Genomic DNA, 21,020 nt, shown 5'->3' on the forward strand with positions numbered 1-21,020 from the left:
CGGCCCGCGGGCACCCGCCCGCGGGCCACCCGGTGCCGACCGGCACCGCTCCGCACGACAGAACGACGACGTCCCGTCACGCACAAGGAGAGTCATGAACACCTCGATCCACCGCTCGCGCCGGATCGGCGCACGCCGCACGGCGCTGGCCGCCGCACTGACCGTCGGTGCCCTCGCCCTGACCGCCTGCGGCGGCGACGGCGGCGTCGCGAACCCGGGCGGCGACGACGAGTCGTCGTCCGCGGAGTCCGGGCCGGTCCAGATCCGCTTCTCGTGGTGGGGCTCGGACACGCGCCACCAGACGACGCAGCAGATCATCGACCTCTTCGAGGAGGAGAACCCCGACATCACGGTCGTCGCCGACTACACCGACTGGGGCGGGTACTGGGACAAGCTCGCGACCTCCGTCGCGGCCGGCGACGCACCCGACGTCATCACGCAGGAGGAGCGCTACCTCGCGGACTACGCCTCGCGCGGCGTCCTCGCGGACCTCGGGGAGCTCGACATCGACACGAGCTCGATCGACGAGTCGGTCGTGGGCTCGGGCGAGACGGGCGGGGCGCTCTACGGCATCCCCACCGGCGTCAACGCCTACGCGGTGCTCGCCGACCCGCAGGTGTTCGCCGACGCCGGTGTCGAGGTGCCTGACGACGCCACGTGGACGTGGGAGGACTACGTCGAGGTCTCGAACGCGGTGACCGCGGGGTCGGCCGACGGCATCTACGGCACCCAGGACTACGGCTTCAACGAGGCCGGGCTGTCGATCCTCGCGCGTCAGCGCGGCGAGGCCCTGTACACGCCCGAGGGCGAGCTCGGCGTCTCCGCGGAGACCGTCGCGGACTTCTTCCAGCTCTCCCTCGATCTCCAGGCGGGCGGCGGCCAGCCCGACGCCGCGCGGTCCGTCGAGCTCGAGGGCGCCGGCCCGGAAGGCTCGCTCCTCGGGACCAACCAGGGCGCCATGGGCATGTGGTGGACCAACCAGCTCGGCGCCATCAGCACCGCGTCGGGTCGCGACCTGGAGCTCCTGCGCCTTCCGGGCGAGTCCGAGGGTGAGCGCACGGGCATGTACTTCAAGCCCGCGATGTACTACTCGGTCGCCAAGACGTCCGAGCACCCCGAGGCGGCTGCCAAGTTCGTGGACTTCCTGCTCAACGACCCCGAGGCCGGCGCGCTCATGCTCTCCGACCGCGGCCTGCCCGCGAACACGGAGGTGCGCGCGGCCGTCAAGGACAGCCTCTCCCCGGCCGACAAGCAGGCCGCGGACTTCCTCGAGGCGCTCGGCGCCGACGTCGTGGACGGCCCGCCCGTCCCGCCGCAGGGCGCCGGCGACGTCGTCGAGATCCTCAAGCGCATCAACACCGAGGTGCTGTTCGAGCAGAAGTCTCCGCAGGACGCTGCGACGCAGTTCCTCGACGAGGTGGGCGCGGCCATCGGGCAGTAGCCCCGCCGTGGCGTCCCGCCACCCCTGACCGGCCGGGCCGGTCCGTCGCCCCACGGACCGGCCCGGCCAGGCCCGACGAGGACTCGCACCGGCACGACCCCCAGACCGTCGCACAGACCCCGCGCCCAGGACCCCGAGAGGACCGCAGACCCGTGCACCACCCCAGCACCACCCCGACCGAGACCGCGACGCCCCGCCGCCCCCGGCGCTACGCCGTCGCCGGCACCGGGCACCGCGCCCGCATGTTCGTCGACGCGCTGCTCGGTGAGCACCGCGAGGACGGTCACCTGGTCGCGTGGTGCGAGCCCAACCCGGTGCGCGCCGCCTGGTACGACCGTCGCCTCGAGGCCGCGGGCCTCGGTCCGCTGCCGCGCTACGAGCCGTCCGACCTCGGCCGGATGCTCGCCGAGCAGGCCGTGGACGCGCTGGTCGTGACGACGCCCGACCACGCCCACGCGGACTACGTCGTCGCGGCGCTCGGGGCCGGTGTCGACGTCGTGTGCGAGAAGCCGCTCACGACCGACGCGGCCGGGATGGCGCGCATCCGCGCGGCCGCCGAGCGCTCGTCGGCCACGCTCACCGTGACCTTCAACTACCGGTACTCGCCGCGCAACACCGCGCTGCGGCGCGTGATCGCCTCGGGCGAGATCGGCGACGTCGTCTCGGTGCACTTCGAGTGGCTGCTCGACACGGTCCACGGCGCCGACTACTTCCGGCGCTGGCACCGCGACAAGGCCGCCTCGGGCGGGCTCGCCGTGCACAAGGCGAGCCACCACTTCGACCTCGTCAACTGGTGGCTCGACGACGTCCCCGAGACCGTCGTCGCGCGCGGCGGCCTCCGCTTCTACGGCGACGACGGCGCCGGGCGGCCCCCGGGGGACCGGCCCGGCCTCGGGCGCGACGCCGCGCCGGACGACCCGTTCGGCATCGACCTCGCCGGGGACGACACGCTGCGCGCGCTCTACCTCGACGCGGAGTCCGAGGACGGCTACGTGCGCGACCGCGACGTGTTCGCGCCCGGCGTCACCATCGAGGACACGATCGGCGCGCTCGTCGGCTACCGCCGCGGCGCGACCCTTACCTATGCCCTCACCGCGCACAGCCCCTGGGAGGGGTACCGCGTCGCGGTCAACGGCACGCGCGGCCGGGTCGAGCTCGACGTCGTCGAGCGCGCCCACGTCGAGTCCGGGCACGCCGCCGAGGCCCTCGGGCCCGACGGCAAGAGGCGCCCGGTCGTGGACCCGAGCGCCGTGCACGACCCCGGTGCGGGCGACGTGCGACCCTACGGTGCGCGGCTCGTCGTGCAGCGGCACTGGGAGCAGGCGCGCGAGGTCGTCATCGAGGAGGGCGAGGGCTCGCACGGGGGCGGCGACCGCCTGCTCCTCTCCGACGTCTTCCGGGGGGCGGGCGAGGACCCTCTCGCCCGCGCGGCGGGCTACGTCGACGGCCTGCGCAGCGTCGCCGTCGGCGTCGCCGCGAACCGCTCGCTCGAGACGGGGCAGGTCGTGCGGACCGCCGACCTCGGCGTGTCGCTCGAGCGTGCCGCGGCACCCCGACCCGAGGCGGTGCCGTCATGACCGCGGCCGCGCGCACGGCCGACACGCCACTGCTCGTCCTGCGGCCCGAGGACGACGTCGCCGTCGCGACGCGCGACCTCTCGGCCGGGGACGTCGTCGATCGCCCCGGGGGCGGGACGGTCGCCGTGCTCGACGCGGTCCCGCGCGGGCACAAGGTCGCGCTGCGGGACGTCCCCGCGGGCGGTCCCGTGCGCAAGTACGGGCAGGTGATCGGCGTCGCGACGCGCGACGTCCGCGCCGGCGAGCACGTGCACACGCAGAACCTCGGGTACGCGCCGGGGGAGCGCGAGCACGAGCTCGCCACGGTGCGGACCAGGCTGGCGGCGCCGCCCGGACCGCGCCCGACGTTCCGCGGCTACCGCCGCGCCAACGGCGCGGTCGGCACGCGCAGCTACGTCGCGATCCTCACGTCGGTCAACTGCTCCGCGAGCACGGCCCGCATGATCGCCGACCAGTTCCGCGGCCTCGCGCTCGACGCCTACGACGACGTCCACGGCGTCGTCGCCCTCACGCACCAGTCGGGGTGCGGGCTCGTGCCGACGAGCGAGGGCGCCCAGGTGCTCCTGCGCACTCTGCGCGGGTACGCGGCCCACCCCAACGTCACGGGCGTCCTCGTGCTCGGCCTCGGCTGCGAGATGATCGCCGTCGACACCGTGCTCGCCGGGGCCGACCTCTCGCCCGACACCGTCGTGCGCACGCTGACCATCCAGGACACCGGCGGGGTGCGGGCCACCGTCCGCGCGGGCGTCGAGGCGGTGCGCGAGATGGTGGAGGAGATCGACGCGCGCTGGGAGCGCACCGACTGCGACGTCGCCGACCTCGTGCTGGGGCTCAACTGCGGCGGGTCCGACGGCTACTCCGGCATCACCGCGAACCCCGCGCTCGGGATCGCGTCCGACCGCCTCGTCGCGTACGGCGGCACGTCGGCGCTCGCGGAGACGCCCGAGGTGTTCGGCGCCGAGCACCTGCTCACGCGGCGGGCGGTCACGCCCGAGGTCGGGCAGCGCCTGCTCGACCGGCTCGAGTGGTGGCAGGGCTACGCCGCAGCCGGGGGAGGGACGCTCGACAACAACCCGTCGCCCGGCAACAAGGCCGGCGGCCTGACGACGATCCTCGAGAAGTCGCTCGGCGCCGTCGCCAAGGGCGGGCAGGCCGACCTCGCCGCGGTGCACGAGTACGCCGAGCCGCTGGACACGCGGGGCTTCGTCTTCATGGACACCCCCGGCTACGACCCCGTCTCCGTCACGGGCCTCGTCGCGGGCGGGGCGACCGTCGTGTGCTTCACGACGGGCCGGGGCTCCGTGTTCGGCTGCAAGCCGACCCCGAGCATCAAGCTCGGGACCAACAGCGAGCTCTTCGCGCGCATGGGCGACGACGTGGACATCGACTGCGGGAGGATCGTCGACGGCGTCGCGACCCTCGAGGAGGTGGGCGACGAGATCTTCGCGCGCATCCTCGCCGTCGCCTCGGGGGAGCAGACGGCGAGCGAGGAGCTCGACCTCGGCGGCGAGGAGTTCGTCCCGTGGCAGCTCGGCACGGTCACCTGACCCCGTCGCCGGCCACCCCCCGGCCCCGACCGACGGCTGTTCTGACGACCGTCGGCTGCGTGACATGATCGACCACATGCTCACTCCCGCTACCGGCGCGGCCGGGTCGCGCATCGTCGGCCTCGGTCACTTCCAGCCCGAGAAGACGCTGACGAACGACGACATCGCGCAGCTCGTCGAGACCAACGACGAGTGGATCCGCTCGCGTACCGGGATCGTCACGCGGCACGTCGCCGACGACGACACGACGGTCGCCGACATGGCCACCGCGGCGGCACGCCACGCGCTCGACGACGCGGGCGTCGACCCCGGGGAGGTCGACCTCGTCATCGTCGCGACCGCCACCGCGACCGACCGCTCGCCCAACACCGCGGGCCGCGTCGCGTACCACCTGCGCACCGGCGTCATGCCCGGGCAGTCCACGCCCGAGGAGGCGTCCGAGCTCGACCTGCGCGGCGTCGTCGGGCCCGCCGTGCTCGACGTCAACGTCGCCTGCTCCGGGTTCGCGCACTCCGTCGGTCTCGCCGACCAGGCGATCCGCACCGGCTCCGCCCGCACCGCCGTCGTGGTCGGCGCGGAGAAGCTCACCGCGTTCACCGACTGGACCGACCGCAGCACGTGCATCCTCACGGCCGACGGCGCGGGCGCGGCCGTGCTGCGCGCGACGGACGAGCCGGGCGTCGGGCCCGTGACCTGGGGCTCCGAGCCCGACCTCACGCCCGCCGTGCTCATCGAGTCGCCGGCCGACAAGTTCGCCCAGGACGGCCGCGCCGTCTTCAAGTGGGCCATCACGCGCGCCGCCGACCGCGCGCGCTCCGTCGTGGAGCGCTCCGGCGTCTCGCTCGACGACATCGAGGTCCTCGTCGCGCACCAGGCGAACCTGCGCATCATCGAGCCGCTCGCGAAGTCGCTGGGGCTGGAGTCCAAGATCGTCGTCACCGACATCGTCGAGTCCGGCAACACGTCCGCCGCGTCCATCCCGCTCGGGCTCTCCAAGTGGTGGCACGCCGGCAAGATCCCCGCGGGCGTCCCGGCCCTGCTCTTCGGCTTCGGCGGCGGGTTCGCCTGGGCGGGCCAGGTCGTGGAGACCCCGACCCGCTGACGAGCGGTCGTCGTCGGCGCGCCGCCGACGCGCACCGGCGAGCCGCGGGTCACGTCGGGGATCGTCGACCCCGTGCTCGTCGTGCGGGACTTTGCCTAGCCACCCCGTGGCGGAGAGGCAGAATGGGCACATGCCTCTCGCCCCGCGCTACGTCGCCGCCGACGATCGATACGACACCATGACCTACCGCCGGACGGGGCGCAGCGGCCTCGACCTGCCCGCGATCTCGCTCGGGCTGTGGCACAACTTCGGCGACGTGAACCCGTTCGAGACGCAGCGCGCCGTGCTGCGCCGCGCCTTCGACCTCGGGATCACGCACTTCGACCTGGCCAACAACTACGGCCCGCCGTACGGCTCCGCGGAGGAGAACTTCGGCCGCCACCTCTCGCAGGACCTGGGCGCGTACCGCGACGAGCTCGTCATCTCCTCCAAGGCCGGGTACGACATGTGGCCCGGACCGTACGGCGACGGCGGCTCGCGCAAGTACCTCCTCTCGTCGCTCGACCAGTCGCTGACGCGCATGGGCCTCGACTACGTGGACGTCTTCTACCACCACCGCCCGGACCCGAGCACGCCGCTCGAGGAGTCCATGCGGGCGCTGCACGACGCCGTCCAGCAGGGCAAGGCGCTCTACGTCGGCGTCTCGAACTACTCGCCGGCCCGCACGCGCGAGGCCGCCGCGATCCTCGCCGACCTCGGCACCCCGCTGCTCATCCATCAGCCCAGCTACTCGATGCTCAACCGGCACGTCGAGGACCCCGCGCACGAGGACCGGTACGACGGCGTCCAGAGCGAGTCGCTGCTCGACGTCGTGGGCGACCTCGGGGTCGGCACCATCGTGTTCTCGCCGCTCCAGCAGGGCCTGCTCACCGACCGCTACCTCTCCGGCTCCGCGCCCGAGGGGTCGCGCGCGGCACGCCCCGACTCCCCGTTCCTGTCCGAGCAGAACCTCGACGAGTCCTACCTCGAGAAGGCTCGCGCGCTGAACCAGATCGCCGCCGGCCGCGACCAGACGCTCGCGCAGCTCGCCCTCGCCTGGGTCCTGCGCGACGACCGCGTCACGTCAGCCCTCATCGGCGCGAGCAGCGTGCGCCAGCTCGAGAACAACGTCGCGGCGCTCTCGGCACCCCCGCTCACCGCCGACGAGACCAGCGCGATCGAGTCCGTCCTCGCGAGGTAAGGACCCTTCTCCTCCTCCGCCGCGTGCCGGCGGGGCGCTGACCGCGTGCGTGCGCGGCCGAGGTGCAGTCTGCTGGTGACGAGGGGGCGTGTCGTGGCCGGTGCCGCGGGCGACCCCACGGGTCTGCCCTCCGCCCCTGGCCGCGGCCGTCCCGAGCGGTCGTGGCGGTCGTCGAGCAGGTGCTGCCGAAGCGACCCTCGCCGAGGTGAGGAGGAGCCGATGTCCAGATCCAATCCCATGGTCTGGCTGGGACGCACGGCGAAACGTGGCCTGGCCGATCTCCCGCGCAACGTCCTGTGGGCGTTGGACGCCGGGGTGGCCGGTCCGGCGAGGTCTGCCGGGCACAGCGTCCAGGCAGCGGGGCAGCGCGCCGCGACCGCGGTGGCGGACGTCAACCCTTTCGGGGACGGGGTCGACCGCCGGTCGAACCGCGTGGACTCTGCGATGGAACGCGTGCACGAGCTCGAGCTGCGCGCCCATGACGCCGCCAGAGATGCGAAGGAGCGGGCCGACGCAGCACGTGCCGCGGAGGAGGAAGGCGACCGGCAGGTTGAGGCGGCGCGCCGCGACGGTGAACGTGAGGTCGCCCAGGTGGTCGCGGAGTCGCAGCGCGAGGCCGACGACTACGTCGCGGCGAAGCGTGCGCAGGCGGAGCAGGTCAGCGCCCGACGCGTCGCCGAGACCGAGGAGCAGGTCCGCCGACGGGTGGAGCAGGCGGAGGAGCAGGCAGAGCTGGCTCGCAGCCGGGCGGAGCAGGCCATCGAGCAGGCTCGCCGGGAGATGGCGAAGGCTCGTGAGCTGGCGGAGGAGGCGGCGGTCGCGGCACGGGCCGCGGCCGACGAGGCCCGTGCGCGGGCGGAACGCCTCGCCGACCAGGCCGAGGAGGAGGCCGAGCGGGCACGGCGGAGGGTCGACGACGCGGACGCGAGACGGGAGGCGGCGGTCACGGAGGGCCGCAGGCTCGGGGCCGACGCGGACACCGACCCGCTGGACCTCGACGACATGACCAAGGAGAAGCTGCTCGCGCTCGGCCGGGAGATGGGTCTGGAGCTGAGCTCCTCGATGCGCAAGCACGAGGTCGTCTCGGCGATCCGCAAGCATGCCGACGAGCACGACCAGGAGGCGAGAGCATCATGATCACGCTGTTCCGCAGGAAGACGTTCCTCGACCGCGTGCGGGAGTCGCTCGGCCACCAGCGCAAGCGACCCGGATCGGGAGCGGTGCGACCCGCGCTGGTCACGCTCGGCTCGCTGGCAGCGGTCACCGCCGCGAGCGCCGCCGTCTCGGCGATCCGCACGCGGCAGGAGCAGGGAGCCCACGATGATCGGGGGTAAGACCTTCGGGCACGTGGTCTTCTTCGGCCTGGGCTACCTCGCGGGTACGCGTGCGGGCCGGGAGCGCTACGCCCAGATCGAGGCGGGCGCCCGGGCACTCGTGGCGCGGCTGCGCGAGCGTCTCGAGGAGACCGACGGCGGTGCGCCGTCGGCGTCCCGGTCGCGGGCCCGTGCGTCGGAGCCGGACGACGACATCACCCTCGGCGGCTAGCCGGGAGCGCCGTCATGCGGATCGAGATCCATCTCCTGGCGCGGCTCCTGCGCATCCCTCTCCTGCGGGTCGAGGGCGTCGTCGACATCCACGACGGCGTGGGGGCGGGCGGTCGCGGCACGATCGAGGTCACGCGGAGCCGCCGGCCTGCCGCGCTCCGTGGTCCGTCTCGCGCGGACCTCCCGACCCCCGCCCTGCCCGTCGGCCGCGACCTCGCGGCCGCTGAGGCCATCGTCTCGACCTTGGGACGAGCCGTGCACCGCGAGAGCCTCTCGTAGCCGTCGCGTGGCGAACCGGCGGGCTACTGCGCCGCCCGGGGTCGCGCCTCGTGGGCGGACGACGCGGCGGCGGCGCGTTCGAGGAGGAGCTGGCGTTCGTGGCGGGTCGGGGCGAGGCCCGCGGCGCGCTCGAGCACGTCCGCTGCCTCGGCGTGCCGGCCCAGTCGGGTGAGGAGGTCGCCGCGGACCGCGCCGTACAGGTGGTGGCGGGCGAGGCGCGGGTCGTCCGCGACGGCGTCGAGGACGACGAGCGCGGCCCCGGGGCCGTCCGCGTAGCCCACGGCCACGGCGCGGTTGAGCTCGACCACGGGGGAGGGTGCGACGGACGCGAGCGCGTCGTAGAGCGCGACGATCGCGTCCCAGTCGGTGTCCGCCCACGCCGCGGCACGGGCGTGGCACGCGGCGATCGCGGCCTGGAGCGAGTAGGGGCCGAGCGCCTTCCCGGCACGGGTGCCGAGCGCGAGCGCGCGGTCGAGCGCGGCGAGGCCGAGCCGCACGAGGAGCCGGTCCCAGCGGGCGCGGTCCTGGTCCTCGAGGAGCACGGGCTCGCCGTCGGGGCCGGTGCGCGCGGCGAAGCGTGACGCCTGGAGCTCCATGAGCGCGACGAGCCCGTGCACCTCCGGCTCGCCCGGCAGCAGCCCGGCGAGCACGCGGCCGAGGCGCATGGCGTCCTCGGCGAGCTCGCGCCGCACCCACGCGTCGCCCGACGTCGCGGCATACCCCTCGGTGAAGACGAGGTACACGACCTCGAGCACCGCGGGCACGCGGGCGGCGAGCTCGCCGGCCTGCGGGACGTCGAAGGGGACGTTCGCCTCCGCGAGCGTCCGCTTCGCGCGCGAGATGCGCTGCCCGACGGTCGCGGACGGGACGAGGAACGCGCGGGCGATCTCGTCGGTCGTCAGGCCTCCCACGAGGCGCAGCGTGAGCGCGACGCGGGACTCGCGCGGCAGCACGGGGTGGCACGCGACGAGGACGAGCGCGAGCAGGTCGTCGCCCACGGGGTCCTCGACGATCGCGTCGGTGGCCGGGACCGACCCCACGAGGACGGCGCCGCCGTCGCCCGCGTGCGCGACCGTCGTCGTCCCCCCGCCGGACCCCGCACCGGGTGCGGCGAGGTCCGCCGCGAGCCGCGCGTACTTCTCGTCGCGCGTGCGCTCGCGGCGGACCAGGTCGACGGCGCGGCGGCGCGCGACGGTCGTCAGCCAGGCGCCGGGGTTGTCCGGGACGCCCTGCTCGGGCCACTGCTCGAGCGCGGCGACGAACGCCTCCTGGGCGACCTCCTCGGCGAGGCCGACGTCCCGCAGGGTCCGGGCCAGGCCCGCGACGAGCCGGGGCGACTCGATGCGCCACACGGCCTCGACGGTGCGGGAGACGTCGGTCATCGCCGTCCTCGCCCGGTGATCCTCAGGAGCCCTGCTGGGCGCGGATCTGCTCGGCGAGGCGCTCGTCCTTCTCGCGCTGCTCGGGCGTGTACTCCGCGCCGAAGTCCTCGACCTCGAAGATCGGCCGGATCTCGAGGACCTCCTCGAGCCCCATGCTGGGGTCGCTCGGGCACTTGCGGGCCCACTCGACGGCCTCCTCGAGCGAGGAGACCTGCCAGATCCAGTACCCGGCGACGATCTCCTTGGACTCGGTGAACGGACCGTCGACGACCGACGTCTCACCCCCGCGGAACACGACGCGCGCGGCCTTGGCGGTGGGCTGGAGGCCCTGGCCGTCGAGCATGACGCCCGCCTTGACGAGCTCCTCGTTGTACGCGCCCATCTGGGCGAGCATCTCCTGGGTGGGGGCGATCTTGTCCTCGTCGGCCCCGGTGCCCTTGATCATGACCATGACCCGCATGACGTTCCTCCTCGGTGAGTGCCTCCTCGACCCTAGTGTCGTGAAGGCGCGTTCACCCTGACGTCGGACGGCGACCCCCGGTTTTCGACACGTACCGCCGACGAGTTCTCCGGAGCGTCAGCGGAAGCGCTGGACGGCGAGCGGGGCGGCCTCCGCGAGCCCCCGCACGGCCGGGTGGTCGGCGCCCGGGGTGGTGCCGGCGAAGACGTCGCGCAGCGACCCGGAGGCGACGAACGTCCCGTCGGCGAGCACGTGCACGGAGGGGCACATCCGCTCGACGAGCTCCAGGTCGTGCGAGACGAGCAGCACGGCGGTGCCGAGCTCGGCGGTCGCGTCGGCGAGGCGCCGCACGACGTCGCCGCGCATCGCCGGGTCGACTGCGGTGAGCGGCTCGTCGAGCAGCAGGGCGCGCGGGCGCGTGGCGAGCGCGACGGCGAGCGCGACGCGCTGCTTCTCCCCGCCCGAGAGCGAGTGGATCGTGCGCGGCGCGTACCGGGGCTCGAGCGCGACGTCGTCGAGCAGGTCCTCGACGGACCGCCCGCTGGGGCGGCCGGCGCGCCGCGCGTCCTTGAGCGCCGCGGAGAGCGTACGGTCCACGGTCCAGCGCGGGTCGATGCCGATGCCCGCGAGGCCGTCCTGCGAGACGCGCCGGACGTCGGCGGTGAACTGCTTCTTGTCCCGGCGCGACAGCTTGGTGACGGTCCGCCCGGCGTACGTGACGTGGCCGGCCGTCGGCCGCACGAGCCCGACGAGCGAGCGCACGACGGTGGACTTCCCGGCGCCCGACTCGCCGACGATCCCGACCGGCGGGGCGCCGGGCACGACGTCGAGGTCGATGCCGTGCACGACGTCGGGCCCTCCGTAGCCGGCCGCGAGGCCGGTGGCGCGCAGGATCGGGGTCGTCGTCGTGCTCATGGGTCACCTTCTGGTCGTCGGGGCCGGGCGGGCGGTCCGGGGCCCCGCTCGTCCGACGAACGACGCTACCGCGGAGTTCCGTGGCGTCGCTCACGCGGGGCCGTCACCTCCCCGCGCGGCGCCACGACGCAGGGCCCGTTCAGGTCCGGAGCCCCGGGCGCGGTAGCCTGGGGCACTCGACCCGGATCCTCGAGCCCAGGTGGTCCGTCGACCCGCACGCGGCATCCTGCCTGAGTGCGGCGACTCGGACGGAGGACCACGTGACCAGGACGGTCGACGAGCCGGAGCTGCTGGCGCCCGGCGAGGCTGTGGACCTCGACAACTGCGCGCGCGAGCCCATCCACGTGCCGGGCATGATCCAGCCGCGAGGCGTCCTGCTCGTCGTGCGCGAGTCGGACGGCGTGCTGCTCCAGGCGTCGGCCAACGTCGAGCGGCACCTGGGAACCCCTGCCGAGGAGCTCGCGAACCGCCCGCTCGCGGACGCGCTCGGCGCGGTCGCGGCGGGCCGGGTCCTCGACCACGCCGCGAACGTCGGCGACCTCGCCATGCGCAACCCCGTCACGCTGACGCTCGACCGCAGGGACGGGGCGCCCCTCGCCGTGGACGCCGTGCTCCACCGGCCCCCGCTGCCCGCGGACGGTCCGGGGACGGAGCCGGTGCTCGTCGTCGAGCTCGAGTCCGCGGCGGGCGCGCGCCCCCTGACGTTCCCCAACACGTACCTCGCCGTGCGGCACGCGCTGCGCGATCTCGAGCGTGCCGCGACCCTCGACGAGCTGTACGACGACGCGGCCCGGCACGTGCGCGAGCTCACCGGGTTCGACCGCGTGATGATCTATCGCTTCGACGACGCGTACAACGGCGAGGTGGTCGCCGAGGCACGCCGTGAGGACCTCAACGCGTTCCTCGGGCTCCACTACCCGGCGTCGGACATCCCGCCGCAGGCCCGCGCGCTGTACGAGAAGAACTGGATCCGCCTCATCGCGGACGTCGACTACGAGCCGCAGCCGATCGTGCCGACCCTGCTGCCGACGACGGGGGCCCCGCTCGACCTCACGTACTCCACGCTGCGCAGCGTCTCGCCGATCCACCTCGAGTACCTGCGCAACATGGGCGTGCGCGCGTCGATGTCGATCTCGCTGCTGCGCGAGGGCAGGCTGTGGGGTCTCATCGCGTGCCACCACTACGCAGGTCCGCACGAGCCGCCGTACGAGGTGCGCACGGCCGCCGAGTTCCTCGGGTCGGCGCTCTCGGTCCGCCTCGTCGCGCAGGCAGAGGACGAGCGCGACGCCGAGGTGCGCCGCGCGGAGGGTGTCCTCGCCCACCTCGCCGCCGACAGCCGCGACGAGAGCGTCCCGATCGGCACCGCGCTCACCCGCTCGGGGTGGCTGCGGCGCCTCGTCCGGGCCGACGGCGCGGTCGTCGTCGCGGAGCGCGGCCTCATCAAGGTCGGCAACGTGCCCGACGAGGACGGGTGCCGCGCGCTCGTGGCCTGGGTGCTCGGTCACGACGAGGACCTCGTGGCGACCGAGGCGCTCGGCCGGGACGCGCCCGACGTCGCGGCGCTCGCGCCCGACGTCGCCGGGGTGCTGGGCCTCGTCCTGCCCGAGGGCCAGGTCGTCGTGTGGGTGCGCGACGAGGTGCTGCGGCACGTCGACTGGGGCGGCGACCCGTACAACAAGGCGATCGCGATGCGCGAGGGCGAGACGGTCCGCCTGAGCCCGCGCAAGTCGTTCCAGCGTTGGCGCGAGGTCGTGCGCGGCCAGAGCGCGCCGTGGACGTCGGACCAGAAGGACGTCGCGACCTCGCTGCGCGGCCACCTCGTGGAGGCGCTCTACCTGCGCGGGCGCAAGGCCGTGCGGGCGACGGAGGAGCTCCAGCGCAGCCTCCTGCCGGCGCTCCTGCCCGACGTCCCGGGCTGGACCCTCCAGTCCCGCTACGAGTCCGCCGGCACCGGCCTGGTCGGTGGCGACTGGTACGACGCCCTCGTGCTCCCCTCGGGCCGGCTCGCGCTCGTCGTCGGCGACGTCACGGGGCACGGCCTCCAGGCGGCCGCGACGATGGGCCAGCTCGGCACGACGCTGCGCGCGGCGCTCGTGAGCACGGGATCGGCGGTCGACGCCGTGGCGCGGCTGGGCGAGGTCGCCCGCTGGACGCTGCCGGGCGAGGTCGCGACGCTCGCGGTCGCGCTGCTGGACCCGGCGAGCGGCGTCGTCGAGCACGTGTCGGTGGGCCACCCGCCCCTGCTCGTCGTCGGCCCCGACGGCAGCACCGCCTGGACCGAGAGCGCGAGCGTGCCGCCCCTCGGGCTCGTCGACCGGGTGCCGACCGCACGGCGCGTGCAGATACCGCGCGGGGGTGCGCTCGTGCTCTACAGCGACGGTCTGATCGAGCGGCGGGGAGAGTCGATCCGGGACGGCCTGGACCGGCTCGCGGCGGTCTTCTCGACGGGACCGGACGTGGACGTCGACGGCATCGTCACCGCGGCGCGCGACCCGCGCTCCGCCGACGACGCGACGCTGCTCCTGGTGCGTCGCGACGCCTGAGGCGGTTCGCTCCGGGTCGGCGGTCAGCCGACGGGCAGCAGCGCGCTGCGCACCGAGGCCCCGGCACGGAAGACCGGGACGTCGAACCGCGCCCACACGTGCTTCTCGCCCGTGCCGGCCCGGCACCAGCCGACGGCCGTCGACGCCCGCTGCGCGAGCACGAGGCCGAACCCGCCGGCGCCCGGCGAGCGCCGTCCGGCGACCACCGGCGCGTCCGGCGAGTGGTCGACGACGTCGACGACGAGCTCGCGCCCGTCGCTGAGCAGCCGGACGCGCGTGGGCGGCAGGCCGTGGCGCAGGGCGTTGGTGGCGAGCTCGCTCGCGACGAGGACGACGCGCTCCGGCGTGGCCTCCAGCGCGCGGTCCGGCGGGAGCGGACCGCCGGTGAGCAGGCGGTGCAGGCCCTCGCGCAGCGTCGCGAGGTCGCCCAGGCCGCGCAGCGACCAGGAGCCGATCTCGACGAAGCCGACGGGGACCGCGGCGTGCTCGACGCTCACGCGTCGTCCTCGCCGGTCGGGTCGTCCACGAGCTCGAAGAGGTCGACGACACCGCTGAGCTCCAGCAGGTCGCGGACGCGGCGCGGGACGCGCTCCAGGACGGGCGCCCCCGAGCCCGCGGTCGCGGCGTGGTAGAGCAGCCGCAGGCCGCCCGAGTCCATGAAGGTCACGTCACCGAGGTCGACGTGGATGCGCTCGTTCGCGGACTGCGCGATCCGCAGCAGCTCGTCCTCGCGCCTGGCCTGGACCGCGGCGTCGATCTCGCCTCGCATGGTCCAGCGCGTGCCGCCGCTCGTCGTCAGGACATCGCCGCTCGTCGTCGGGGTCACCGTGGTGCGCTCCTCCTCGTCCCGACACGGTGCCGGGCACCCGGGACACGGTACGCGGACCTGCCGACTCTCGCTCTGCGATCCGTCGCGTGGCGCGGATCTCTTCCGGTCGGACCCGGACCCGGACCCGGGCCCGGGCCCGGGTGCCGGTCCCGCCGGACGGCGACGGGCCCGGACGACGTCGCGGACGACGTCGGCCGGGCCCGTGGCGGGGCCGGACGGCTCAGCAGGTGCGTGCGTCGAACGCCACCTCGACGGGCTCGAACCCGTCGACCGTCACGACGGCCGTCCCGGCGGGGACCGACGCCGCGCGCGACGCGAACGACTGGTACGCGTTCGCGCCCGGGGCGACGCCCGTGAACGTCCGCGTGCCGTACGGCGTCGCGAGCGTCACGTCGAGCGGCGCGTCGCCGTCGTTCGTGGCGCGGACCGCGACGTAGACCTTGCCGGCCAGGCACCGCGTCTCGGCGACGGCCGTCACCGGCGCCGCGCCGGCGTCCGCCGTCCAGCGCAGCTCGTACGCCCGCTCCGTCCCGTCCTCGGCGGTGACGCGCACCGTCGTCGTCCCGGGCACGGCGTCGGCGGCCTCGACCGCGACGGTCGCGTACGGGTCGTGCGCGGCCGCCTCGACGACGGGCACCGTACCCGTGACCGGCACGTCGTACGCCGTCACCGCGGGGTCGAACCCGGCGAGCGGCTCGCCGTCCACGGTGATGCCCGACGCCGTGGCGTCGGTCCCCGTGCCCGGCACCTTGGCGAGGACCTCGATCTCGGAGACGACCATGTGGGTGTTCGCCCGCGCCGTGAGGACGACGCGCACGGACGACGTCCGCACGTCCGCCGGGATCTCGACGGCCGGCGCCGGGCCGTCGGGCGACGCGTCCACCGTGACGGGCGCGCCCACGTCGGTCCAGGTGCCGCCCACGAGGGCCTGGAGCCGGACGGACTGCGCCCAGCTCGCGCTGGACCCGTCCTTCCAGAACCGCGTCACGACGCCGGTGACGTCCCGGTCGGCCGGGAGCGTGACCGTGAGCGTGTCGGACGACCGCTTGGTGCCGGACACCCAGTTCGACCAGGCCTTGTCCGTGAGGTTGCCGTTGACGACGCCCCCGACGGCGTATCCCGGCTCGGTGAACGTCGCGCTCGCGGTCGTGCCCGTGGCGAGCGCGCCGTTGGCGGACGCGGCCTCGGTGACCTGGACGCGGACGGTGGCCGGGAGAGTGGCGCCCGACCCGGCGTCGGCCGTGCCCGTGAGCTCGACGACGCCGACGGCGTCGTACGCGCCCGCGGGGGCGTCGTCCCACACCACGGGGCGCTGGACCTCTGCACCGCCCGCGGCGACCGCGGTGACGGTCGCGGGCAGGGCCGGGGTGCCGCCCGCGTACGCCTTGGCGCGCGCGGGGAGCGTGGAGGTGAGCTCGTCGACGACGACGGTCGCCGTCGCGGCGACCTCGCCGCCGGTCGGGGTCCCCACGGTGCCCGGGACCTCGACGGTGCCCGCCTCGGCCCACGCGTCGTCGCCCGGGAGCTCCCAGGTCACGGGGAGCGCGCCGCGCGCCCCGTCGCGGTAGACGGGCGTGACCGTCGCGGGCAGCTCGGGCGCGGTGCCCGGCGTCGTGAACGCCTGGACGGGCTCGGTGCCCAGGACCGTCTCGTCGACGATCCGCCAGCGCTGGTTCACGCCCGAGTTCGCGAGGTACGTGCCCACGGGGGACCCGTCGGCCGTCGCCTGGCCGCCGACCTCGAGGAGGGTCTTCGAGGACGCGTTGACGAGCGTGAAGGTGCCGTCACCGGTCGTCGAGAGGATCCACTGCGCCGCGAGCGGGGTGTCGGCGACGTCGGCGGGCGCGTCCTGGAGGACGGCGGACGTGTCGGCCGCGACGGCGAGCTGGCGGCCCGTGGCAGCGTTCGTCACGGCGTAGCGCGTGCGGTGCGTGCCGGAGCCCTCGGGGGCGCCGAGCGCGGTGAGCTCCCACGCCTGCTCCGCGACGGGCGCGTCGGTGCGGATCACGACGCCCGTGCCCGACGCCGACGGCGCGAGCGAGCGGTCCGCCTGCACGCCGTCGAGGCGGTACGCGTGACCGTCCTGGACGAGCGCGGCGTCGTCCGCGACGCCCGAGACGCCGTCGACGACGAACGTCGTCACGGACTCGGCCGGCACGACGAGCGTCGCGCTCGGACCGTTCTCGTCCGTCTCGACGGCCACCGGCTCGCCCTCGACGAGGTAGCCGGCCGTGCTCGTGACCACGGGGGTGACGGTCGCATCGGACCCGACCGCACCGAACTTCGACAGGTCGAGCGTCACGGCGCGCCCGGCCTTCGTGGCGTTCACGTGCACGACCGTCGCGGACCCGCCGTCGGCGGACACCGCGGCCGTGCTGCTGGCGTCGTCCGAGCGGATCAGCGAGTCGCCCGGCTCGATGTAGTGCGTGAAGTTCTGGGTCGCCCAGTACTTCGTGTTCGTGTAGATCGGGCACGTCTCGAGCGTGTCCTCGGCGGTGCAGTCGAACGGGATCTGGATCTCGCCCCAGTTCATGCCGTTCGCGCTCTCGCCGCCGGGCGCCATGTTCGCGTAGTCCTCGACCGGCTGCCAGAACACCCACGCGCTCGGCTCCAGCTCGCGCAGGTCGTCGACGATGTGCTGCGCGCTGCCGAGGCCGGACTCCATGGTCTCGAAGTCCTGGCCGGTCGAGCTCCAGTTGCCGCCGACCTCGCTCATCCACAGCGGCTTGTCCTCGCCCTTGGCGATGTCGCGGACCGTCGTGCGCTGGCCCGTGCCGTAGGTGTGGACGTTGAGCTGCGACACCTGGTCGCGGACGGACTGCGGGTACGCGTTCCAGTTGGTCGCGAACGTGCCGGGGTTGGTCTCGTCCATCGCCGAGATGACGGCGTCGGTCGAGGAGCCCTCGAGCGCGGCTGCGAGCGCCGGGACGACCTTCGCATGGAGCGCCGGGCCCATGTGGGCACCCTCCTGGCGACCCCCGGTCGGGTTGCCGTCGCTGCCGAGCTGGGTGCCCCAGTAGTTGGTGTTGGGCTCGTTGAACGGGTCGATCGTGTCGACCTCGATGCCGTGCGCGTCCTCGAGGCGCTCGGTCACGCCGACCATGTAGGCCGCGAAGTCGTCGATGCTCTCCGTCTTGAGCTGGTCCGCGGTCGAGCTGAAGCCGCCGGAGACGTACCCGCTCACGGTCATGAACCAGGGCGGGGAGTTGCTGAAGGTCTCCCAGTGCGTGACGTCGTCCTTGATGCGGTCGACCCACCAGCGCTGCGTCGCGTCGGCGTCGGGGTCCCAGTGGTCCGGGTTCTCGGGGTCCCACCAGTCGACGTCGGTGCGCGTCGTGCCCTCGGGCGCCTTCCACCAGCCGTCGACGGCGCCGCCGGCACGCAGGTAGTCCGGGACGTCGGGCGCGTTGCCGCCGCCGACGTTGTAGCGCGCGATGTTGAGGTTGAGGCCCTCGTCGCCGAACACCATGTCTGCGAGCCGGTCGCGGATCTCGTCCGGGTAGCCGCCCGTGGCGTTGGCGAACCACACGAGGCTCGTGCCCCAGCCCTCGAACGGCGCGCCCGCGTACGACGGGTCGGGCGTCACGGTGACGCCCGCGGCGTCCGCCGCGGCGGGCGCCGTGCCGGTCGCGGCGACCGCGCCCAGGGGCGAGGCCTGCGCGGGCAGGGTCGCGAGCGCGCAGCCCGCGACGAGCGCCCCGGCCCCGAGGCCCGCGACGACGCGGGCCCCCGTCCGGCGGGCGGCCGCGCCGCCCGGGCTCGTGCGGCGAGGACCGGGTGGTCCACCCCGCGTGGTCGTGTCGGTGTCGGTCGGGCTCATCCCTGAGCCACCTCCTTCGCGTCGCTGCGAACCGGCGGGGTGCACCGGGTGCGGGTCGTTCCCGCGGGGGATCTGTCTGCCGAGGTAGAGGCGCGGTTTCGCGAGGTAGAGGCGTGGTCATGACCTGGCCTCTACCTCGGCCTACCTGGCCTCTACCTCGGCCTACCTGGCCTCTACCTCGGCGGGGCGGGGTCCGACGGGCGGCGGACGACGGCGACGCCGCGCGGCTCGAGCAGGAGCGCGCCGGCCGCGTCGCTCTCGTCTGTGCCCGACGGCGCGAGGCGGCGGCCCGCGAGGACCTCGCCCGCGACGTCGGGCACCTCGACCGGGCGCGCCGTGCGGTTGACGAGGAACCAGAAGTCGTCGGTCCCGTCGGTGCGCACCGCGAGCTCGACGTCGCCGCGGACGGCGGCGGGCAGCTCGCTGCGCACGCCCGCGTCGTCGAGCAGGCGCGAGAGCACCGGGACGAGGCCGAGGCGGCCGAACCGGGTGGAGACGTACGCGGCGGAGCCCGCGCTGTCACCGGACCGGACGGTGCGTCGTGTCACCGCGGCGCGCCCGGCCTGCTCGCCGGTCTTGTACCAGCCCAGCACCTCGACGTCCGGGTCGACGACGTCGACCGGCTCGGTCCACAGGGTTCCCTCGAGCTGCTCGCCGGCAAGCTCGACCGTCGCGCTCTCGCCGTCCAGCAGCGGGGCGAACTCCTCGACGCGGATGCCGAGCAGGTCGCGGAGCGCACCCGGGTAGCCGCCGAGCCACGCGTGGTCGTCCTGGTCGACGACGCCGGAGAAGTAGGTCGTCACGAGGTGACCGCCGCCCTCGACGAACGCCGTGAGACGGTCGCGCAGGTCGGTCGGGACGACGTGCAGCACGGGCGCCACGACGACGTCGTACCCCGCGAGGTCCGTGGCCGTCGGCACGACGTCGGCGCGCACGCCGAGCGCGAGGAACGCCGAGTACCAGTCGAGCGCCTCCTGGCGGTAGCGCAGCCGGTCCGTGGGGTGGGAGTCGAGCTCGCTCGTCCACCACGAGTCCCAGTCGAAGACGATCGCGGCGCGCGCGGGCTTCTGCTCGCTGCCCGCGACGGGCGCGAGGTCGCGCAGCGTCGCGCCGAGCGCGACGACGTCGCGGAAGAGGCGCGAGTGCTCGCCCGCGTGGGGGAGCATGCCGGAGTGGTACTTCTCGGCGCCCGCTGCGGACTGGCGCCACTGGAAGTAGCAGACCGCGTCGGCGCCGTGCGCGACGTGCGTGAGCGAGTCGCGCGCGAGCTCGCCCGGCTTCTTCGCGACGTTGACGGGCTGCCAGTTCACCGCGCTCGTCGAGTGCTCCATGAGGAACCACGGCTTGTGCCGGGCGATGCCGCCCGTGAGGTTCGCGGAGAACGACAGCTCGTCCAGGGCCTGCGGCCCGGGGAGCACGTAGTGGTCGTTGGAGACGAAGTCGAGCTCGTCCGCCCAGGCGGCGTAGTCCATGCCCTTCGTCTCGCCCATGACCATGAAGTTCGTCGTCACGGGGACGTCCGGCGTCATGCGGCGCAGGATCTGGGCCTCCGCGCGCAGGTACTGCCGCAGCGCGTCGGACGAGAAGCGCTTGAAGTCGAGCTGCTGCGTCGGGTTCGGGTGCGACGCCGCGAGGCGCGGCGGGAGGAGCTGCTCCCACGCGCTGTACCGCTGCGACCAGAACGCCGTGCCCCACGCGTCGTTCAGCGCGTCGAGGGTCGTGTAGCGCTCGCGCAGCCACGCCCGGAAGGCCGCGGCGGCGTCGTCGGAGAAGTCGTCGACGTTGTGGCAGCCCAGCTCGTTGGAGACGTGCCAGGCGACGAGCGCCGGGTGGTCCCCGTACCGCTCGGCCATGCGCTCCACGAGGTGCAGCGCGTGCGACCGGAAGATCGGCGACGTCGGGCGCCACTGCTGGCGCGCGCCGGGCCACAGCGTCTCGCCCGTGCGCGTCTGCGGCAGGATCTCGGGGTGCTTCGTCGTGAGCCACGGCGGCGGCGAGGCCGTCGCCGTCGCGAGGTCGACGGTGATGCCGTTCGCGTGGAGCAGGTCCATGATCTCGTCGAGCCACGCGAAGTCCCACGTGTGCTCCGTCGGCTGGATCCGCGCCCACGAGAAGATCGCGAGCGAGACCACCGTGACGCCCGCCTCGCGCATGAGGCGCACGTCCTCGTCCCAGACCTCGCGCGGCCACTGGTCCGGGTTGTAGTCCGCGCCGTAGGACAGGCCCGACGGCGCGTACGCGTCGGTCGCTCCGACGACCGCGGCCGTCGTGCCCGGCGGCGTGTGCGGCCCGGGACGGCGCAGCCAGCGGAACGGGGTGGGGGTGGACATGCAGGCTCCTCAGATGCTCGCAGAGCGGTGGGCGGCGCGGTGCGCCGCCGGTGGGGGGGGGTCGCGTGGTC

17 protein-coding genes are annotated in these 21,020 nt (G+C 74.5%); 10 read left to right on the top strand and 7 right to left on the bottom strand.

Annotation, left to right across the window (positions count from 1 at the left end; translation table 11 throughout):
* Positions 1 to 94 precede the first annotated feature (94 nt).
* The 9 genes from CCE02nite_RS18425 to CCE02nite_RS18465 all read left to right on the top strand — a co-directional run bounded on the left by CCE02nite_RS18425 (position 95) and on the right by CCE02nite_RS18465 (position 8,670).
* On the top strand, positions 95 to 1,441 hold the full coding sequence (locus CCE02nite_RS18425; RefSeq protein WP_141391059.1) for an ABC transporter substrate-binding protein: 1,347 nt from the start codon (positions 95 to 97) through the stop codon (positions 1,439 to 1,441).
* A gap of 152 nt (positions 1,442 to 1,593) precedes the next feature.
* Positions 1,594 to 3,018 (top strand): Gfo/Idh/MocA family oxidoreductase, encoded by a 1,425-nt coding sequence (locus CCE02nite_RS18430; RefSeq protein WP_304363338.1) that lies wholly within the window; start codon positions 1,594 to 1,596, stop codon positions 3,016 to 3,018.
* Positions 3,015 to 4,565: a UxaA family hydrolase gene (locus CCE02nite_RS18435; protein WP_141391060.1), complete on the top strand. Its 1,551-nt coding sequence runs from the start codon at positions 3,015 to 3,017 to the stop codon at positions 4,563 to 4,565. The genes CCE02nite_RS18430 and CCE02nite_RS18435 overlap by 4 nt, the downstream gene beginning before the upstream one ends.
* 76 nt (positions 4,566 to 4,641) lie before the next feature.
* Positions 4,642 to 5,667: a 3-oxoacyl-[acyl-carrier-protein] synthase III C-terminal domain-containing protein gene (locus tag CCE02nite_RS18440; RefSeq protein ID WP_141391061.1), complete on the top strand. Its 1,026-nt coding sequence runs from the start codon at positions 4,642 to 4,644 to the stop codon at positions 5,665 to 5,667.
* A 130-nt stretch (positions 5,668 to 5,797) separates the two neighbouring features.
* Complete coding sequence (locus tag CCE02nite_RS18445; protein ID WP_141391062.1) at positions 5,798 to 6,847, top strand: aldo/keto reductase; 1,050 nt, start codon at positions 5,798 to 5,800, stop codon at positions 6,845 to 6,847.
* 444 nt (positions 6,848 to 7,291) lie between these two features.
* Positions 7,292 to 7,984, top strand: coding sequence for a Rho termination factor N-terminal domain-containing protein (locus CCE02nite_RS18450; protein WP_141391063.1), 693 nt, complete (start codon positions 7,292 to 7,294; stop codon positions 7,982 to 7,984).
* Positions 7,981 to 8,181 (top strand): hypothetical protein, encoded by a 201-nt coding sequence (locus tag CCE02nite_RS18455; RefSeq protein ID WP_141391064.1) that lies wholly within the window; start codon positions 7,981 to 7,983, stop codon positions 8,179 to 8,181. Before CCE02nite_RS18450 ends, CCE02nite_RS18455 begins: the two co-directional genes overlap by 4 nt.
* Positions 8,168 to 8,392, top strand: a complete 225-nt coding sequence (locus tag CCE02nite_RS20685) for a hypothetical protein (protein WP_174774936.1) — start codon at positions 8,168 to 8,170, stop codon at positions 8,390 to 8,392. The genes CCE02nite_RS18455 and CCE02nite_RS20685 overlap by 14 nt, the downstream gene beginning before the upstream one ends.
* A gap of 14 nt (positions 8,393 to 8,406) precedes the next feature.
* Positions 8,407 to 8,670, top strand: coding sequence for a hypothetical protein (locus tag CCE02nite_RS18465; protein ID WP_141391065.1), 264 nt, complete (start codon positions 8,407 to 8,409; stop codon positions 8,668 to 8,670).
* A gap of 23 nt (positions 8,671 to 8,693) precedes the next feature.
* Here CCE02nite_RS18465 and CCE02nite_RS18470 read toward each other — a convergent pair whose 3' ends face one another.
* The 3 genes from CCE02nite_RS18470 to CCE02nite_RS18480 all read right to left on the bottom strand — a co-directional run bounded on the left by CCE02nite_RS18470 (position 8,694) and on the right by CCE02nite_RS18480 (position 11,427).
* Positions 8,694 to 10,052 carry an RNA polymerase sigma factor gene (locus tag CCE02nite_RS18470; protein ID WP_141391066.1) on the bottom strand — a complete coding sequence of 453 codons (1,359 nt, stop codon included), beginning with the start codon at positions 10,050 to 10,052 and terminating at the stop codon, positions 8,694 to 8,696.
* Between the two features lie 22 nt (positions 10,053 to 10,074).
* Positions 10,075 to 10,512, bottom strand: a complete 438-nt coding sequence (locus CCE02nite_RS18475) for a YciI family protein (protein ID WP_141391067.1) — start codon at positions 10,510 to 10,512, stop codon at positions 10,075 to 10,077.
* 117 nt (positions 10,513 to 10,629) lie between these two features.
* The gene (locus tag CCE02nite_RS18480) at positions 10,630 to 11,427 is read right to left on the bottom strand and encodes an ABC transporter ATP-binding protein (protein ID WP_141391068.1); all 798 of its coding nucleotides are present in this window, start codon (positions 11,425 to 11,427) and stop codon (positions 10,630 to 10,632) included.
* 260 nt (positions 11,428 to 11,687) lie between these two features.
* Between CCE02nite_RS18480 and CCE02nite_RS18485 the strand changes: the two genes are divergently transcribed.
* Positions 11,688 to 13,970, top strand: a complete 2,283-nt coding sequence (locus CCE02nite_RS18485) for a SpoIIE family protein phosphatase (RefSeq protein WP_255318964.1) — start codon at positions 11,688 to 11,690, stop codon at positions 13,968 to 13,970.
* A gap of 23 nt (positions 13,971 to 13,993) precedes the next feature.
* Here CCE02nite_RS18485 and CCE02nite_RS18490 read toward each other — a convergent pair whose 3' ends face one another.
* From CCE02nite_RS18490 to CCE02nite_RS18505, 4 genes are all read right to left on the bottom strand, one after another.
* Positions 13,994 to 14,467, bottom strand: a complete 474-nt coding sequence (locus tag CCE02nite_RS18490) for an ATP-binding protein (protein ID WP_218027158.1) — start codon at positions 14,465 to 14,467, stop codon at positions 13,994 to 13,996.
* Complete coding sequence (locus tag CCE02nite_RS18495) at positions 14,464 to 14,796, bottom strand: STAS domain-containing protein (protein ID WP_255318965.1); 333 nt, start codon at positions 14,794 to 14,796, stop codon at positions 14,464 to 14,466. Before CCE02nite_RS18495 ends, CCE02nite_RS18490 begins: the two co-directional genes overlap by 4 nt.
* 223 nt (positions 14,797 to 15,019) lie before the next feature.
* Complete coding sequence (locus tag CCE02nite_RS18500; RefSeq protein ID WP_141391069.1) at positions 15,020 to 18,619, bottom strand: RICIN domain-containing protein; 3,600 nt, start codon at positions 18,617 to 18,619, stop codon at positions 15,020 to 15,022.
* A 173-nt stretch (positions 18,620 to 18,792) separates the two neighbouring features.
* Complete coding sequence (locus tag CCE02nite_RS18505) at positions 18,793 to 20,949, bottom strand: beta-galactosidase (protein ID WP_141391070.1); 2,157 nt, start codon at positions 20,947 to 20,949, stop codon at positions 18,793 to 18,795.
* Positions 20,950 to 21,020 lie beyond the last annotated feature (71 nt).

Origin of the sequence: Cellulosimicrobium cellulans (assembly GCF_006539945.1) — a bacterium.
GTDB classification, from domain to species: domain Bacteria; phylum Actinomycetota; class Actinomycetes; order Actinomycetales; family Cellulomonadaceae; genus Cellulosimicrobium; species Cellulosimicrobium cellulans.